At 33.1% G+C, this 14,099-nt stretch carries 12 protein-coding genes and 1 pseudogene; 8 read left to right on the top strand and 5 right to left on the bottom strand.

Features of this window, described 5'->3' with window-relative positions:
* Nucleotides 1-298: 298 nt before the first annotated feature.
* The 3 genes from N7U66_RS03675 to N7U66_RS03665 all read left to right on the top strand — a co-directional run bounded on the left by N7U66_RS03675 (nucleotide 299) and on the right by N7U66_RS03665 (nucleotide 2,833).
* Entirely contained in the window at nucleotides 299-1,192 is an 894-nt protein-coding gene (locus N7U66_RS03675) for a DUF3298 and DUF4163 domain-containing protein (RefSeq protein WP_267677373.1), read from the top strand.
* 156 nt (nucleotides 1,193-1,348) lie between these two features.
* Nucleotides 1,349-1,930 carry an outer membrane beta-barrel protein gene (locus N7U66_RS03670; RefSeq protein WP_267677372.1) on the top strand — a complete coding sequence of 194 codons (582 nt, stop codon included), beginning with the start codon at nucleotides 1,349-1,351 and terminating at the stop codon, nucleotides 1,928-1,930.
* A 318-nt stretch (nucleotides 1,931-2,248) separates the two neighbouring features.
* Nucleotides 2,249-2,833, top strand: coding sequence for a hypothetical protein (locus N7U66_RS03665; protein ID WP_267677371.1), 585 nt, complete (start codon nucleotides 2,249-2,251; stop codon nucleotides 2,831-2,833).
* Nucleotides 2,834-2,931: 98 nt separating this feature from the next.
* Here N7U66_RS03665 and N7U66_RS03660 read toward each other — a convergent pair whose 3' ends face one another.
* The 4 genes and pseudogenes from N7U66_RS03660 to N7U66_RS03650 all read right to left on the bottom strand — a co-directional run bounded on the left by N7U66_RS03660 (nucleotide 2,932) and on the right by N7U66_RS03650 (nucleotide 5,492).
* Nucleotides 2,932-3,705 (bottom strand): MlaD family protein, encoded by a 774-nt coding sequence (locus tag N7U66_RS03660; protein ID WP_313791401.1) that lies wholly within the window; start codon nucleotides 3,703-3,705, stop codon nucleotides 2,932-2,934.
* Between the two features lie 26 nt (nucleotides 3,706-3,731).
* The gene (locus N7U66_RS21335; RefSeq protein ID WP_313791400.1) at nucleotides 3,732-3,920 is read right to left on the bottom strand and encodes an MlaD family protein; all 189 of its coding nucleotides are present in this window, start codon (nucleotides 3,918-3,920) and stop codon (nucleotides 3,732-3,734) included.
* Between the two features lie 10 nt (nucleotides 3,921-3,930).
* Nucleotides 3,931-4,713, bottom strand: a pseudogene (locus N7U66_RS03655) (ABC transporter ATP-binding protein).
* Nucleotides 4,710-5,492 carry an MlaE family ABC transporter permease gene (locus N7U66_RS03650; protein WP_267678601.1) on the bottom strand — a complete coding sequence of 261 codons (783 nt, stop codon included), beginning with the start codon at nucleotides 5,490-5,492 and terminating at the stop codon, nucleotides 4,710-4,712. Before N7U66_RS03650 ends, N7U66_RS03655 begins: the two are co-directional and overlap by 4 nt.
* Nucleotides 5,493-5,667: 175 nt before the next feature.
* Here N7U66_RS03650 and N7U66_RS03645 point away from each other — a divergent pair, with 175 nt between their 5' ends.
* Complete coding sequence (locus tag N7U66_RS03645; RefSeq protein ID WP_313791554.1) at nucleotides 5,668-6,417, top strand: patatin-like phospholipase family protein; 750 nt, start codon at nucleotides 5,668-5,670, stop codon at nucleotides 6,415-6,417.
* A 241-nt stretch (nucleotides 6,418-6,658) separates the two neighbouring features.
* Here N7U66_RS03645 and N7U66_RS03640 read toward each other — a convergent pair whose 3' ends face one another.
* Nucleotides 6,659-7,675 carry a 2-hydroxyacid dehydrogenase gene (locus N7U66_RS03640; protein ID WP_267677370.1) on the bottom strand — a complete coding sequence of 339 codons (1,017 nt, stop codon included), beginning with the start codon at nucleotides 7,673-7,675 and terminating at the stop codon, nucleotides 6,659-6,661.
* Between the two features lie 315 nt (nucleotides 7,676-7,990).
* On the opposite strand from N7U66_RS03640, the gene N7U66_RS03635 reads away from it, so the two are divergent.
* From N7U66_RS03635 to N7U66_RS21320, 4 genes are all read left to right on the top strand, one after another.
* Nucleotides 7,991-10,813, top strand: coding sequence for a triple tyrosine motif-containing protein (locus tag N7U66_RS03635; protein WP_267677369.1), 2,823 nt, complete (start codon nucleotides 7,991-7,993; stop codon nucleotides 10,811-10,813).
* A gap of 238 nt (nucleotides 10,814-11,051) precedes the next feature.
* Nucleotides 11,052-12,632 (top strand): SusC/RagA family TonB-linked outer membrane protein, encoded by a 1,581-nt coding sequence (locus tag N7U66_RS21330; RefSeq protein ID WP_313791399.1) that lies wholly within the window; start codon nucleotides 11,052-11,054, stop codon nucleotides 12,630-12,632.
* Nucleotides 12,619-12,864: a hypothetical protein gene (locus tag N7U66_RS21325; protein WP_313791398.1), complete on the top strand. Its 246-nt coding sequence runs from the start codon at nucleotides 12,619-12,621 to the stop codon at nucleotides 12,862-12,864. The genes N7U66_RS21330 and N7U66_RS21325 overlap by 14 nt, the downstream gene beginning before the upstream one ends.
* Nucleotides 12,861-14,099 carry a SusC/RagA family TonB-linked outer membrane protein gene (locus N7U66_RS21320; RefSeq protein ID WP_313791397.1) on the top strand — a complete coding sequence of 413 codons (1,239 nt, stop codon included), beginning with the start codon at nucleotides 12,861-12,863 and terminating at the stop codon, nucleotides 14,097-14,099. Before N7U66_RS21325 ends, N7U66_RS21320 begins: the two co-directional genes overlap by 4 nt.

Raw genomic sequence — 14,099 nt, 5'->3', positions numbered from 1 at the left:
ATATTTTCAATTCAAGGAATGGGTTTTTAAACAGAGGTTTAATAGAAAAAATGAAGACATGGGTCTAGCAAGTATATGGGTTTTAATAAGACATAGCCTTGGAATAACGAGAGAATGACTCTTTGCGCTCGTTTAGAATTGGAGAATAGCTCGACTCGTTAGTTTTTGTGTCTTTTTTCTTTGAAATCTACAATTAAATCTTATGGATAACGCATACCTTACCAATTATTCTCATGTATTAAAATAAATGAAGACACTCGTTTTGTTAAATAAAAGCATTAAATTCAAAATAAATTCAATGAAATATCTGTACCTCATAGTAATAGCAATACTACTTTTTAATTGTAGAAATGAAAATCCTGAAGAAGCTAGCGATGCTATTGAGGACAGCCAAGCACGTAAACCGTTAGTATCAGATAGCTTAAAAAACGACAGCCTAAAAATAACAGACCTCGATATTAAGCCATCCAATAAGTCGGTCTCTATAGAATTAAAGCAAAAAAAGTTAATAGAAAAAAAGGATGAAAGAGAAGAGCTTCAAAAACTGATTATTGATAAAAAGTATAAAATAGATAATAAAGACTATGCTATCGATTTCAAATATCCTCTCCTCAATGAATCATTTAAACCTACCCATAGAAATTTTAATGAATTTATTAAAGAGTATTATGTCAATATCTCTAAAACTGAGGCCGAAATACTAAAAAACAAGTTGCTTTGTGATAGTATTGAATCTCAAAATTTTAGAGAAGAGCGATTTATAGATTATAAAATTTATAATGTAAATGATCAGCTTGTTAGTTTGCTTTTTTATAAAGAGAACTTCTATTCCGGAGCGATGCATCCCAGTTATTCTTTTGACTGCTTTAACTTCGATTTAAACAGAGGTGTTTTTATGACCTATGAAGACTTCTTTATTTTAGGGTCTGAAGCCGAATTACTGACTATAATCAACGAAAAAATCAACAAAAAAATACAGAGTGGGGCGTTGTATTATGATTGTTGGGAGCTGTCTTCATCCGATTTTTTTGAACATAAAAACAACTTCGTGCTTAACGACACCTATGTAGAGTTTTATTTTGACGATTGTATCATTTGTCCATCTTACACGGGCACTTATTCTATAGATCTCCCCTTGGTAGACTTACTGTCTGTTTTAAAGAAATACGAATTCAATCCGTTAGTCTTTTAGTTGATAAATATCATGTTATTAGACTATTAGATGGCTTATTTTTAAATAGTAAATTTAAATAATCCATTATGAAAAACGTTTCTATGGAATGCGCTATACTTAAGAGGCTGACTCCATGGAAGTAACATGTGGGCCATTATACAAAATGATACACACATGAAACATTTAAAAACAATAGCATTTGTAATAATAGTAGCCTTCTTTTTTAATACGTTAACGGCACAAAATCGGTGGTCTGCAGAGTTTAGACCAGGCATATATTTTCCAACAAAATCGGTTGGAATGGTTAAACTGAAAACAGGATTTGGTTTCGAAGTGGCGTTATCGTACAAAGTTATGCAACATTTAAACACCTATGTGGGTTGGGGATTTAATACGTTCCAAACTGCTGATGATACCTTAAAGATCGAATTTGATTTAACTGGGTATACATTCGGGTTTCATTTTATACATCCTATTAGTAAAGATTCAAAACTGTCTTACCTTATGAGAGCCGGTGTTATCTATAGTCATATTAAAATTGAAAATATTAATGGTAATATAATTCAAGACACCAATCACGGAATAGGCTATGAGTTTGGTACCGGATTGGATTTTATTCTAGGAAGTAATGGTTGGAGTTTAAGACCACAGGTTGGTTATCGTGCGCTATCAAGAGATTTGGAGCTTTTAAATACGAAGACCAAGGTGGATCTTAATTATATTGTCTTTGCTTTGGGTGTTTCAAAACAATTTTAAAGAATGTACCGAACCGCTGACACATGTTATCATTTACCTCTTAAAACGAAAAACCATAATATTAAGAACGTATGTTTGTTAAAAAAATTAATCTTTCTCATACTCCTCGTTTGATTTTAAACCACTCTTCTTAGATTCAATACACCAAGGCTTGCAGGGCGTATAAACTAAAGGTTAGATTTCTTCATTGTACAAGCATCATAAAAACATATATAAAACAGCAATATGTTAAAAGTAATATGTATTTTCGGTTTTATATTACGTTTACCCATAACCTAGATAACTACCGCAGTTATTCCTTAACCTAACAAACCTACCATGAATAGAAGACATTTTATTACATCCGGCACGCTCTGTGCGGGTGCATTATCCTTAGTTCCTAACACTGCTTTTTCTAGTACTTCAGCAATTTCAATATACAGTGTTGGCCAAGGATTTAACGCGCTATCCAATCAAATTCGCCCTATTTCATTAGGGGCATTATCAAACATTCTACAGGCAGCACATAAAGAATTGTCTAGAATATTAGATATAAAAGGCTATAATTACGACGGCTCTGAAGTGGTTAAATTTAGTAATAACTGTTTTGCTGTTCCTTTAAGTAAAGATCCTTTACTAGGTTTTAAATCTAAAACACTTGCTTTGCTTATCGAACATAATGGAGACTATAAACATTATATACTTAATGAGAAAACCACTAAAGTATTCAGTTCATTAGTCGAAAACTATACCTTGAATTCTAGTACTAATGGTTTAAACTTAGATGCGGTAGACTTTATTACACCAATAGAAGTCATCAAGGAGTCTATTGGTAGAACCCATTTGTTCGTCTATAAAAATAAGTCGGGGAATACCATTACATTAAGAAGTTCTAATAAACATCAAGTCATTTTGGTCAATTAGTACTTTTCGGTTTAAAACTGAGATGGATTTACGACTCGAAACTATCAAGTCATTTTTAAAGAAATTATAGTGCCATTTATTAATCGGGTTTCTATAATTTATTCACGCTTTTTAAGCGCCTTTTTCTCTTGTCTTTCTAGTTTCTTAAAATAACCTCGGGTTAAAAAATTGTGTTTTAAGGCTTCCATGTTTTGATTAAATTTATCGGTGCCTTCAGTGATGTTTTTTATAGTAGTTTTTAAATCACGGACCAAAATGGTATCATTTACAATGTAATTTAAAGTCCCTTTATTAGAATCTAAATCAGTTACAATAGTATTAATATGACTAACAACGGTTTCAATTTCGGTACTTGAGGTTTCTAAATGAGTTACAATAGTCTTTAATTTTTCACCAGTAAGCGTGTCATGTAATAAGACACCTAGTAGAGATTCATCATTGGTTTGTATAAATTTGAGAATATTATTTATTTCGTTAATAGTTGTTGAAGTGCTATAGCTTGCCTGTTTTAAATTTTTAATAGAAAATCTTAGATCATTTGCCATAATAGTATCATTTAACAATACGCCTAAGGTGCCTTTTCCTTCGGCTAAAGCATCGGTAATTTTAAGTAGCTTCGCAGTTAAAATAGCCGTGTTTTCTCCAGTAACGCTCAGGGTACTTAAAATGTCATCTGCTCCAATTTTACTATAAGTTTTTATAATATCTCCATTATTTATGGCTTTTGCGCCACCTTTTCCTGGTACTATATTTATAATCATATTACCAACTAAACCATCAGAGCCAATAGTAGCAATCGCATCTTTTTTTATGTGATTCACTATCTTTTCTTCAATCACCATGTCTACTTTTATAGTAGAATCATTAACCATAGTAATCCCCTTTACCGTTCCTATATTTATTCCGAATAGCGTACGTTGTTTCCTTTCAATAATCCATTTACATTTTGAAAATAGGCACTAATACGAAATGTTTTTTTAAACATATTTTCTTTTTGCCCTATAAAATAAACACTCACCACGAATAGGATTGTGCCGATAGTGACAAAGAGGCCTAAATTAAATTTTTGTGCGTTTGTAGTTTTCATGGTGTTCGTGTTAGTGTTTAAAAAAAGCTTTGACTTTTGGATCTTTTGAGGAGGATAATTCTGAAAACGTACCAACCGCGTAATTAATACCATCTATAAGTAGTATCATGCGTTCTGAAATCACGCGTGCACAATCTACATCGTGTGTAATTATAAGAGAAGAGGTGCCATATTTTTTTTGGATGTCTTGCATTAATAGAATAATTTCCTTTGCTGTAATGGGATCTAAACCACTAGTAGGTTCGTCGTACAAAATAATTTTAGGTTGCAATATAAGTGTACGAGCTAAGGCTATACGCCGTTTCATACCTCCGAGACAATTCTGAAGGCATTAAGTCTATGGCGTGAGCTAAGCCCACATTTTCTAATGCTTCAATGACACGAGCAGCGGTGTCTTTTTCAATGCCCATTTTTTTTGCATGGTGTCGCAATGGGAATTCTAAATTCTCTCTTACCGTCATAGAATCATACAAAGCGCTGCCCTGAAATAAAAACCCAATATCTGCACGGAGGATGTCTAAAGCTGCTTGGTCTAATTTGGTGATGTCCTTATGCATTACAGAAATGGTACCGCTATCGGGTTCCATTAAACCGACAAGGCATTTAATCATTACCGATTTTCCGAACCCGATTTTCCCATAATAACCAAACTTTCACCTTGATATAGTTTCATATTGAAACCATAAAGGACATTATTAGTTCCAAAACTTTTATATAAATCTTTAATTTCTAAAACAATGTCACGGGTTACTATAGTGTCATCTAAACTGGGTATGTTTTTATTTAGTGTCATAAATCATAAAAAATATCAGTTAGAAAAACGGCTATAAAGTCAATAATAAAGAGGAGTAACGAAGTAAAAACAACAGCAGAATTTGCAGCTTTACCAACACCCGCCGTTCCTTTTTCACAATAATAGCCTTTAAAGCATCCCACGAGACCAATGGCAAGACCAAAAAAGAAGGTTTTAATAGTTGCAGGTAGGAGGTCCCCAAATTCTAAAGACTCAAAAACTTGATTAAAATACAAGTAAAATGAGGTATTGCCTTTTACATTTTCAACGAGATATGAACCATATAAGGCAACAGCATCCCCAATAATAACTAATAAGGGAAGCATTAAAGTAATGGCGAGAACTCGAGTAACTACGAGATATTTAAAAGGATTTGTACCTGAAACCTCCATGGCATCTATTTGTTCTGTGACACGCATGGACCCCAGTTCGGCACCAATACCTGAGCCAATTTTTCCTGCACAGACTAAAGCGGTAATTATGGGGCCTACTTCCCTAACAATTGAAATACCTACCATAGAAGGCATCCAGGAAACGGCTCCAAATCCCATTAATGTAGGTCTCGTTTGTAGAGTTAGAACCAAACCTATTATAAATCCTGTAATACTAACCAATAAGAGCGATTGATTGCCCATATTATAGGCTTGTCTCACGAGTTCTTTGAGCTCGAAGGGCCGTTTGTATGCTTCCTTAAAAAACCGCCATGTAAAATAGGAGAGAGCACCTATCTCTACAAAAAAAACCTTTAGTTTAATGGCGATGTTGTTTGTATTCAGCATAATAGCGACGTAAATAGTCAAATGTATAGTAATAGAATGGTGTTTTAAATGATAATAATCATATCGCAAGGCTGATGAATATCATTTTTATTTGCCCTATCTCAGCTTACTTTTAGACTTTAATATTAAATTCAAAGTATAATGAAAATAGGTTTAGCGCTTTCTCGGAGGAGGCATAAGAGGCGCCGCACATATAGGAGCGATCAAAGCATTAGAAGAGCATAACATTACAATTACAAATATTTCAGGAACCAGTGCCGGAGCTGTTGTAGGTGCCTTATACGCCTATGGGTATTCCTGGGAAGAGATGCTTGTTTTTTTTAAGAAAATTCAACTCTTTAATATTAAAAACTATGCATTGAATAAGCCTGGTTTTATAGATTCTGAAAAATACCACTCCTTTTTTAAAAGCTATTTTCCAGAAGATAATTTTAATGCGCTAAAAAAAAAGTTAGTTATTACAACCACTAATATCCTAGAAGGCCAGTCAGAAATCTTTGAAAGTGGAGAACTTATAAAACCCATTCTAGCATCAGCAGCGTTCCCTGGTGTTTTTTCGCCAATACATTTAAATAACAAAATGTATGTAGATGGCGGTGTTTTAAATAATTTCCCTGTGGATTTACTCGTTGAAACGTGTGATAAAATCATTGGTATTTATGTGAATCATTTTGACATTCTAAAAGTAAACCATTTCAAGCATTTTCATAATATTATAGACAGAGCAATGAATATAAGAATCGTTAGGGATGATATGAGAAAATTTTCTGATTGTGATTTAGTCATTGCACCTGCAGCACTAAGTCAGTATGGTCTTTTTGATAAAAAAAATACGGATGTTATTTTTAAAATAGGTTATGATAGTATGATTCATGTTTTAGAAACTATCGATTCAAAATCTAAAAAAGAGTTACTGGTTCAGTAGAATTCATATCTATCATTTCAGCAGCCCTTTTTATTGTCCTATTTTAAATACCTAAAGGACTTTCAAATGAGATATCATTGATGTCATTTGGGTAAAACAGGAGAAAGATACTGGAAGCTTCTATTAAATGGAAGAAGCGACCATTACAAAAAAAAATAAAATGAAATACAATCCCTAAATAGTAGAGGAGAAAGGAAATCAGTTGCTTTTAAAAGGGATATATACTAAGTATTATACTGTTTTAAGTGGTTGTTGCCTCGTTACTGGTTTGGGTTAATTCATTTTCCGTGTCTTTATTCTCATTCCAGCAGTCTATATTATAGATCATAATTTCTGCTATATTGGTTAGTGCCTCCTCGGTTAAAAAAGCATGATGGCCAGCAATAAGTACGTTAGGCATCGCATTTAGTTTAATAATGTATTCATCCTTAAGAATTTCATTAGAATGATCCTTGAAAAAGAGGTAATGCTCGTTTTCATATACGTCGATGCCTAAGGCACCAATGGTCTCATTTTCTAAACCTTTTATAATATCTTCAGTGTTAATAACCGCACCTCTCGCTGTGTTAATGATGGTGACTCCTTTTTTCATTTTTTCAATTAAAGCTTCATTTATTAAATAGTGTGTATCACCATTTAAAGGGACATGAATAGAAATGATATCTGCTTGTTCACAAAGAGTTTTCATAGATACGTAGGTCAAGCCGTATGTGTCTTCTAGTTCTTTATTTTTTTTTATATCGACCCCTAACAAATTACAGCCAAAACCATGCATGATTTTTGCCATTATAGAACCTATTCTTCCAGTACCAATGATACCAACAGTTTTATTATTTAAATCGTAACCAATGAGATGATTTAAATCAAAGTTGAAGTGTTCTGCACGTCGGTTTGATTCCATTAGTTTCCTGTTTAACGCCAAAAGTAAACTCACGGCATGTTCAGCGATGGCAAAAGGGGAATAGTTTGGTGCGTTTGCCACTTTGATATTTAAACGTTTTGCAGTTATTAAGTTTACATTATCGTAACCGGCAGATCGTAAAGCAATATATTTTATGCCAAAATCTTTCAATTTATCTAACGTTATAATCGTGGCCTCATCGCGAGAAAAAATTGAAACGGCGTCATAGCCCACAGCTTTAATGGCTGTTTTGGAGTTTAGAGCTTCACTAACAAAAGTTAATTGGTGTTTTTTATTATTCGCCCTTTCCAAATAAGGCATCTCAAAATCTTTAGCGCTATATATAATGACTTTCATATTTCTAATTGTTATAAAGTAAAGCTATGTAAATGCTTAAAATGGAACTATGATATATGTCAGTTAAAGGAGGTCCCTTTAGTAAGGATTTTCTAATACTCAAAAAAGATAGGAAACATTGTCTATAAAACGACAGGCGGGTATTCATTCGAAGTGGGCTTAAGTGTCACACTCAATGATTAACATTAAAAAGGATAAAACAGGAAGCCGTTCAGTTATAATACATGCTAAGTAAGTATTTTAAACCGGTTAATGGATTGTTTTTTTCAATACTAATTCCCATACAAAATTGTATATTGCATGTAATAATTAATTATGACATTAAATAAAATTATATTGCTTAGAGCCTTGTTTAATTGCATTTCATGCGTTTTTAGTGCAGTCTTGTTTGCGCAAGAATTACCCCCTATAAATGTTTTTACACCACAACAGTATGGTGCAGAAAATCAAAATTGGGCAATTTCTCAATCCAATGACAATTATATTTATGTAGCTAATAACTTAGGGTTGTTAGAATACAACGGTGCCAGTTGGAAGCTTTATAACTCGCCCAATGAAACAATTCTTAGATCGGTTAAGGTTATTGATGACAAGATTTATACCGGCTGTTATATGGAGTTTGGATTTTGGAAAAAAGATGTTTATGGGATATTAAAATACCATTCACTTTCTAATCTGCTTAAAACACCACTCGTTGAAGATGAACAATTTTGGCAAATTATTAGTGTAGAAAATTGGATACTTTTTAGATCGTTAAATAGAATTTACATTTATGACACCGTTAGTAAAACATTTGAAATCATTGAATCGGAAACAACAATTACTAAAATGTATCAAGTAGATGGAACGATTTATTTTCAATCTATTAATAAAGGTATTTATAAAATTCAAAATGGTAAAGCCATCCCATTCCTAGAGAATAGTATTTCAAAAAACGAGTCCATAATTAATATTTTTAAAGAAGAAGAAGGTGCGTTTCTCTTTTTAACACAAGAAAATGGTTTTTATACTATAAAGAACCGAGAGATGAAACCATGGAATAAAATAACAAACGCCTATTTGTCAAACTATACCGTTTATAGTGGAATTCAATTAAAAGATAACACCTATGCGATAGGTACCATTTCAAACGGATTAATTGAAGTGGATACCAAAGGTGAAATTATTCAAGAAATAAATCAAACCAACGGCCTGTTAAATAATACGGTGCTGGCTCTTTTTGAAGATAATGATCTCAACATTTGGTTAGCCCTTGATAATGGAATTGCTAGTATTAATATTAAATCTCCCATTACAATTTTTAATGACGAAAAGGGTACTTTAGGAACCATTTATACTTCTGCCATATATAAAGACAAACTATATTTAGGAACAAACCAAGGCTTATTTTATAAAACTATAGATTCTAAAGAAGCCTTTAAATTTGTTGAAGGTACCAAAGGACAAGTTTGGTGCTTAGTGGAATTAAAAGAACGTCTATTCTGCGGCCATAATTCCGGTACATTTTTAATTAAAAACGGCGTCGCAGAAAAAATTGCAGACATTCAAGGTACTTGGTCTATTAAACCCATACAAGGTCAGGAAAATCTATTGTTGCAAGGCAATTACAATGGCCTTAATATATTAGAACGACAAGAGGATACTTGGGCCTTTAAAAATAAAATTGAAGGTTTTGATATTTCCTCTCGTTTCTTTGAGCTTATAAATGCGAATGAAATCATTATGAGTCATGAATACAAAGGCGTCTTTAACGTTAAATTAGATGCGTCATATACTCAAGCGATACACGTGACCAAAGACACGGTTATGAAAGAATTGCATTCCAGTTTGTTTAAATATAATGACGCCATATACTATGCCTTTAATAAAGGTGTCTTTAAATATAATTTTAAAAATAAAAACTTCGAAAAGGATTCGATATTTAGTCAAGTTTACGATGAAGAAAATTTTGTTTCAGGTAAAATAATAGTAGATAAGCAAACTGGAAATTTGTGGAGCTTTACCAAGAATAACATTAGTTATATTACCCCGGGAAAACTAAGTAAAACTCCTATAATTAAAAGAATACCAATCTCTAATGCCTTTAGAAAGGGCGTTCCAAGCTATGAGAATGTTTTAAATTTAAGTAACAAAAATTACTTGTTTGGTACTTCTTCAGGATATATTATTATAGATATTAATGCTATTAAAGAGAAATCATATCAAATTAATATAAATACCATTGGTTCTAATGCGGTCGATGGAAAATTAAATAAGCTAAATAAAGCTGAAATTGCAGATTTGGAGTATGCACAAAACAATATTCTCTTTGAATACAGTGTGCCTGAATTTGATAAATTTCAAAATGTAGAATTTCAACACCAGCTTGTTGGTATTTACAATCAATGGAGTGATTGGACTTCTAATGCTAGTGTGTTATACAAAAACTTACCTTCTGGTACTTATCGCTTTAATGTAAGAGGAAGAATTGGAGGTAATATCACTTCAAATATAGCTACTTATGAATTTGAAATACAAAAGCCTTGGTATTTATCGAATACCATGGTAGCCATTTATATTATAGTAGGCGTTCTATTGCTCTTGTTTACACATAATCTATACAATAGCTATTTTCGAAAACAGAGAGAAGTTTTATTAAAAAAAACAAAACAAGAATTAGAACACAGAGAATTAGAAAACGCACAGCAATTAATGCAGTTTAAAAATGAAAAATTGCAGCGCGATATAGAAAATAAAAACAGGGAACTTGCTATCTCTACAATGAGTTTAATCAAAAAGAATGAATTTCTTAATGATATAAAAAAGGAATTAAATCATGCAAAAACGGATGCGAATTTGAATCCGGTAATCAAGATTATCGATAAAAATATTAACAATACAGACGATTGGAAATTGTTTCAAGAAGCTTTTAATAATGCGGATAAGGATTTTCTAAAGAAAGTAAAATCTAAGCATCCTAAATTAACTCCAAATGATTTAAGACTATGTGCCTATCTCAGGCTAAACTTGTCTTCTAAAGAAATTGCTCCACTTTTAAATATTTCTCCTAGAAGTGTAGAAGTCAAACGATATCGATTGCGAAAAAAAATGGATTTACCTCATGAGACGGGGTTAACTAGCTACATCTTAGAGTTGTAACACCGCAACAATTTGTGTTTTTAACTATACATTACCACTACATTTTAACATTTTTAATAGTTTTAAGTCATTATTTGGGCGCAGTTCAATGGCTTTTTATGTCATAAAAATCAACATATTACTGATAATTTGGCGCGAAAAACAGTATTTTTTTGAGATGTATGTTTTTTGTAGCGTGATTTTATGATAATTTATCATAATTCTGAGTTAATTTTGAGAATAAGCTAATTCGCGCACTATGAAAATTAAATTTACAGCATTATTAATTGTCGCATTTTGTATTTCTACTTACGCCCAAAATGTCAATGTTTACGGTATTGTTATAGACGAAACGAACAACATGCCTATAGTAGGTGTAAACGTTGTGGTAAAAGATATGAATAAAGGAGATGTTACCGATTTTGATGGTAATTTTTCTATCGATAATGTTCCTGTTGGAGCCACATTACAATTGAGTTATATCGGTTATGCCTCTCTAGAACTAGTTGTTAATAGTGGGGAACTACTTCGAATATTAATGAGAGAAGATGCCTCTAAACTTGACGAAGTCGTTTTAGTAGGGTATGGAACTCAAAAGAAAAAAGAGATTACTGGAGCCGTATCGGTAGTAAATTCTGAAACTATCGAAAATCTTAAACCAACGCGAATAGAGCAAGCTTTGCAAGGGCAGGTCGCCGGTGTGAATATTACATCTCAATCGGGTTCTCCTGGCAGCGCTTCAAATATTAGAATTCGTGGTATTTCGACCAATGGAGATAATAGACCGTTAATATTAGTAGATGGTAATGTTATAGAAGATCTAAGTGTTGTAAATCCAGGAGACATTGCAAACATTACCGTGTTAAAAGATGCTACTGCTGGTATTTACGGTGTAAGAGCAGCGAATGGCGTGATTTTGATTACTACAAAAACAGGACGAAAGTCTATGCCTATGCAATTCGACTATGATGCTTTTGTAGGTTTTCAACAAACCACAAGAAAAATACCGTTGTTAAATGCTACAGAATATGCTTTACTAAGAAATGAAGCAGCTGCAGCAAACGGACAAACTTTGCCGTTTCCAAATGCAGGCGGATTGGGTCGTGGTACAGATTGGCAGAGTGAGGTATTTGAAACGGCTCCCATTTTTAATAATAATATAAATGTTAGGGGAGGGACAGAAAAATCAACCTATTCCTTTGGTTCATCACTTTTAACTCAAGACGGAATTGTGGGGGGGAGTAAAGCCAATTTTACACGGTATACCACACGCGTAAATTTTGGTACAGAAATAATTGAGAACTTAAATTTAAAAGCCAATCTCATATATACAGGAACCACAAGAAAATCTTTACCTGAAAATGGTTTGGGTTCTGTTTTATTTAATGGTTTAAATTTTGCACCTACAAGTTCAGTGAGAGATGAAAATGGTGAATTTACTTCTTCTGTTAATTATCCTATTGAAGTGGTAAACCCATTAAAACAAATAGAAAACACATTCAACAGAACTAAAGTTGATAAATTAAGTGGGGTTTTTGGACTGAACTATAATTTTGATAATGGTTTTTCTGCTGAAGCAAACCACCAATGGAATTATTCAGAGGTGAGAAGTAAAGATTTCAGGCCTGTGGTTGAATATGGTAACGGTTCGGTATTCGATAATTCTAATAATATACAATATACTGAAGGGATTCAGTTTTTTCGAGACTATACGTTTGACGCCTTTATTAATTACGAGAAATCTTTTAATGATGTTCATAATTTAAAAGTGACACTTGGAACTTCCGTTTACAAAACTACTGGAGATTATTATTTATCTGTAGGTAATGGTTTGCCGTGAAAACACAACTTTTGCACAAGCAGACATAAACGACGCCGAAACTATTACAGATCCTTATTTAGCGATAAGCAATCGCTTTTTTGATTCTAGGTTGCTCTCATATTTTGGGCGGTTACAATATAATTATAAAGGGAGATATCTGTTTTCAGCGGTAGTAAGAAGAGATGGCTCTTCAAAATTTGGCCCAGAGAATAAGTTTGGTATATTTCCTTCGGATCTGTTGGTTGGGTGATTTCTGATGAAGCATTTTTAGAAGATAGTAGTATAGTAAACTTTTTAAAATTAAGAAGTTCATTCGGTATTTTAGGGAATGATAGAATAGATGAATTTAAGTTCGTTTCTACTATTAATGGTGAAGGTGTATATGTTTTTGATGACGAGATAGTCGTAGGTTCAGCAACCGGACCAATTGCAAACCCTGAAATACAGTGGGAAGAACAAAGAACTTTTGATATTGGATTAGAAACGCGGTTGTTAAACAATAAAATTAATTTAACTGTTGATTATTTTAATCGAACGACAGAAAATTTACTTCTTAATGTTGAAGCGTCCCGAATTTTAGGGAATGCTGCACCAGGAGCTGGACCACCAACGGTGAATGCTGGAACTGTGAGGAATAAAGGATTAGAATTTCAGATAGGATATATTGAAAATATCACGGATGATTTAAAATTTAATGTAAGCTACAACTTCACCACATTAGATAACGAAGTTCTTGAAGTCAACAATGGTATTGGTTACGAAGTAGGAGGTGTGTTTGGCATTGGTCAAGCAAATCGACCCTCAAGAATGGAAGTGGGACAACCTATAGGTGTGTTCTATGGCTTACAAACTAATGGGGTATTTCAATCGCAAGCCGAAGTCGATGCTCATCCTTCACAACTCGCATTGGGAGCAAATGCACAGCCTGGTGATTTACGATTTGTAGATGTAAATAAGGATGGTGTTTTAAACGAAGAAGACCGAACGTTCATTGGAAGCCCAATTCCCGAGGTGACTATGGGGCTAAATCTAGCGGTAGATTATAAGAATTTTGATTTCCAAACCTATTTCTTCGCTTCTATAGGTAATGACATTGTGAGAAACTATGATAGAAATGATCGTATTACCAATAAAACCATCTATGCTTTAGAACGTTGGACTGGTCCAGGGTCTACCAACACAAATCCTAGAGTAACTACAGGAGCGACTGCTAATGGTGTGTTTTCAGATTATTTTGTAGAGGATGGTTCTTTTTTGAGAGCTCAAAACATGCAACTCGGGTACACCTTTAATGAAGAGAAATTAAATAATATCGGTTTAAGGAATATAAGGCTTTATCTTTCTGTTAGTAATGTATTTACGTTAACAGAGTATAGAGGTTTTGACCCAACATCATCTAACGGTGCACCTATTGGAGGAGGTATCGATCCAGGATTTTATCCAAATCCAAGAACATTTTTATTAGGAACCAACGTAAAATTTTAA

The sequence above is a fragment of the Lacinutrix neustonica genome, assembly GCF_026625145.1.
Classification (GTDB): Bacteria; Bacteroidota; Bacteroidia; order Flavobacteriales; family Flavobacteriaceae; genus Lacinutrix; species Lacinutrix neustonica.
The sequence above is the reverse complement of the archived record's forward strand: the minus strand, read 5'-3'. Positions and strand labels throughout refer to the sequence as shown.

Excerpts from the sequence above, each read along its gene's own strand:
- N7U66_RS03665 (WP_267677371.1), top strand. The coding sequence starts at position 2,249 with ATGAATAGAAGACATTTTATTACATCCGGCACGCTCTGTGCGGGTGCA.
- N7U66_RS03670 (WP_267677372.1), top strand. The coding sequence starts at position 1,349 with ATGAAACATTTAAAAACAATAGCATTTGTAATAATAGTAGCCTTCTTT.
- N7U66_RS21335 (WP_313791400.1), bottom strand. The coding sequence starts at position 3,920 with ATGAAAACTACAAACGCACAAAAATTTAATTTAGGCCTCTTTGTCACT.
- N7U66_RS03635 (WP_267677369.1), top strand. The coding sequence starts at position 7,991 with ATGACATTAAATAAAATTATATTGCTTAGAGCCTTGTTTAATTGCATT.
- N7U66_RS21325 (WP_313791398.1), top strand. The coding sequence starts at position 12,619 with ATGGTTTGCCGTGAAAACACAACTTTTGCACAAGCAGACATAAACGAC.
- N7U66_RS03640 (WP_267677370.1), bottom strand. The coding sequence starts at position 7,675 with ATGAAAGTCATTATATATAGCGCTAAAGATTTTGAGATGCCTTATTTG.
- N7U66_RS03660 (WP_313791401.1), bottom strand. The coding sequence starts at position 3,705 with ATGGTTAATGATTCTACTATAAAAGTAGACATGGTGATTGAAGAAAAG.
- N7U66_RS21330 (WP_313791399.1), top strand. The coding sequence starts at position 11,052 with ATGAAAATTAAATTTACAGCATTATTAATTGTCGCATTTTGTATTTCT.
- N7U66_RS03675 (WP_267677373.1), top strand. The coding sequence starts at position 299 with ATGAAATATCTGTACCTCATAGTAATAGCAATACTACTTTTTAATTGT.
- N7U66_RS03650 (WP_267678601.1), bottom strand. The coding sequence starts at position 5,492 with ATGCTGAATACAAACAACATCGCCATTAAACTAAAGGTTTTTTTTGTA.